The 2621-nt window shown below is 62.5% G+C and carries 1 protein-coding gene; it reads left to right on the top strand.

The features are described from left to right. On the top strand, nucleotides 1-2482 hold a 2482-nt coding region (locus tag GXH28_RS15875), incomplete at its 5' end, for an alpha-mannosidase (protein WP_206156899.1). Between the last annotated feature and the right edge of the window lie 139 nt (nucleotides 2483-2621).

Raw genomic sequence — 2621 nt, 5'->3', positions numbered from 1 at the left:
ATATTTTCAGAACCCCACTGCAGGGTCTGAAAATATCCTGGATGCCTTGTATCTGCTCGACCGCGACCCGAGCTATCGCTATGTACTCGACCAGCGCTGCTACGTCGAGGGGTTCGCGAGGCTGTACCCGGAGCAGATGGCGCGCCTGACGGCGCACGTGGCATCGGGCCGACTCGAAATGGTGGGCGACATGCACGCCATGCCGGACACCAACATTCCCAGCGGCGAGTCGTTCGTGCGCCAGATTCTGTATGGGCGGGCCTACTTCGAGCGGGCCTTCGGGAGAAAATCTACCATCGGCTGGATGCTGGATAGCTTCGGGCATCACCCGCAACTCCCGCAGATCATGCGCCGGGCTGGCTTCGACGTCTATGTTATGCAGCGCGGCCCGGCGCCCGACAGCCCGGCGGCGTTTCAGTGGGTGGGCATTGACGGCACGCGCCTACGCTGCGAGTGGATGCCGCACACCTATGCCCTCATCAGTAACGCGCCGGCGAATCTGCCGGGCTTCAAGCACATGATCGAGCGCATCCAATCGCTGATCGCGCCCTATGTCTACAACGGCCAGTTCATGGTGTTGTCGGGCATGGACATCAGCGCGCCCGAGCAGCACTTGCCCGAGGTGCTGCGCCAATTCAACGCGTCTCAGAGCGAGGTCGAGTTGGTCATGGCGACGCCGAGCGAGTACTTCGCCGCTCAGCCGGCGGACGGCCTGCCGGAGATATCGGGCGACCTCAACCCGGTATTCACCGGCTGCTATGCGGCGCGCATCGCCGTCAAGCAGCACAACCGCGAGGCAGAGGGCAAGCTCATCGCAGCTGAAACGCTGCAAGCGATCAATTGGGCGCGGCATCGCCAACCGGTGGACACGATGGCGCAAGCGTGGGAGCCGGTGCTGTTCAACCAGTTTCACGACATCATCTGCGGCAGCCACCTCGACGCGACCTACGAGAGTGCCATCGCGCGATTCAAGCGTGCGACCGATCACGCCAACGCGGTGATCGATGGCGCATTTGACGCACTTACGGCGGAGATTGACACGCGCGGTGAGGGCATCCCGTTGGTGGTGATGAACACACTGGCGCAGGCGCGAACGGACGTTGCCCGCATCACCATCGGCCTAGGGCATGAGCGCTGGGAGTCACTGGCGCTCTTCGACGACGAGGGCGAGGTCATTCCTTTGCAAATTCAGAATTTGAAGCGCCACCCCGATGGCAGCATCAAGTGCGCCGATCTGATCTTCATTGCTCGCGTGCCAGCGCTGGGCTATCGCACCTACTTCGTCCGCTCGGGCGAGGGTCTAAGACAGCCAACAACCGACCTGTGGGTGGTGCCGATGGGCAGTCAGGGCTGCCCGGGTATGGTCACCGGTATGCTCACGCCGGACGAAGGCCGCATGGGCAATAGCCTGATTGACGTGCGCGCCAATCTGCGTACCGGGGCGATCCAGAGCCTGATCCTGCGCGGCCTGGCGTGGGACGTCGTGGACAGCTCGCACGAGCACGGCTTCGCATCAGTGTGCCGCCAGGAAGACCAGGGCGACCCCTGGGAGTATTACGGCCCGTTGCGCGGCGCGATTACTTCGACCGAGCCTCTGGTTGATCCGGTGCCGCCGCGCGGGCAGGCGGCGTTCACGTATCAGTATGGCGGCCAGGGCTGGGCCGCGGGCGGGCCGGTGATGGCTGAGCTTGGGGTGCGCAGCCCGTTCGGCGACGGCAGATACACGACTCGCATCCGGCTGTATGCTGGCCTGCCGCGCGTGGAACTCGAGACCGAATTGGTGAACCAGCAGCGCTTCGTACGCTATCGCAACGTCTTCCCGCTGAATCTCAAACAGCCGCGGATCACTTACGAAATCCCATTCGGTGCGCTTGATCGGCCTGTAGGCGAGTACCCGGCGCAGAACTGGGTGGATGTGAGCGACGGTGAACGCGGCGTCGCACTGCTCAACCGCGGCATCCCAGGCCACTCGTTGGACGGCAGCGTGCTCACCTCGTCGCTGATGAAATGCGTCAAGGTGGTGAGCTACGAGGCTGGCGGCTACAGCGCGCAATCTCGCGACGAACTCGGCTTCGAGATCGGCGTTCTGCACCGCTTCGAGCAAGCTATCCTGCCGCATGCGGGCGACTGGCGCGCAGCACAGGTGTATCACGCGGGCATGGCCTTCAATGCTCCGCTGATCGTGCGCAAGGTGACGCCGCACGCAGGTGCATTGCCATCGCACGGCAGCTTTATGGCGCTAGAGCCGGACCATGTGACTGTGCACGCAATCTTTGTTGATCGTGACCAATTGGTGCTGCGCGTCGTGGAGGCCGAGGGCAATCATGCCAAAGGGAAGATCAATTTGCAGTGGCCGATCGCCGCAGCGCACGAGACCGACCTGATGGGCAACGTCGTCCAAGCGCTCTCCGTAGAGGACACGCGGTTGCATTTCTCGGCTGCGCCGTTCGAAATCAAGACGTTCAGGATCACTCTGGCATGAAACGTGATCGGTTGCGCAAGCAAGGGCCGCGTTTGATGGATCAGGTCACATGGCGCGGTTTTGAAGCTTTGATTCTTGAGAATCGCTGGTTACGGATCACGGTGTTGCCAGAAAAGGGCAGCGACATCGTCGAATTCCT

The organism is Candidatus Roseilinea sp. NK_OTU-006 (genome assembly GCF_012931985.1).
Taxonomy (GTDB): Bacteria; Chloroflexota; Anaerolineae; order J036; family Brachytrichaceae; genus JAAFGM01.
This window is presented reverse-complemented; position numbering and strand designations above follow the sequence as displayed.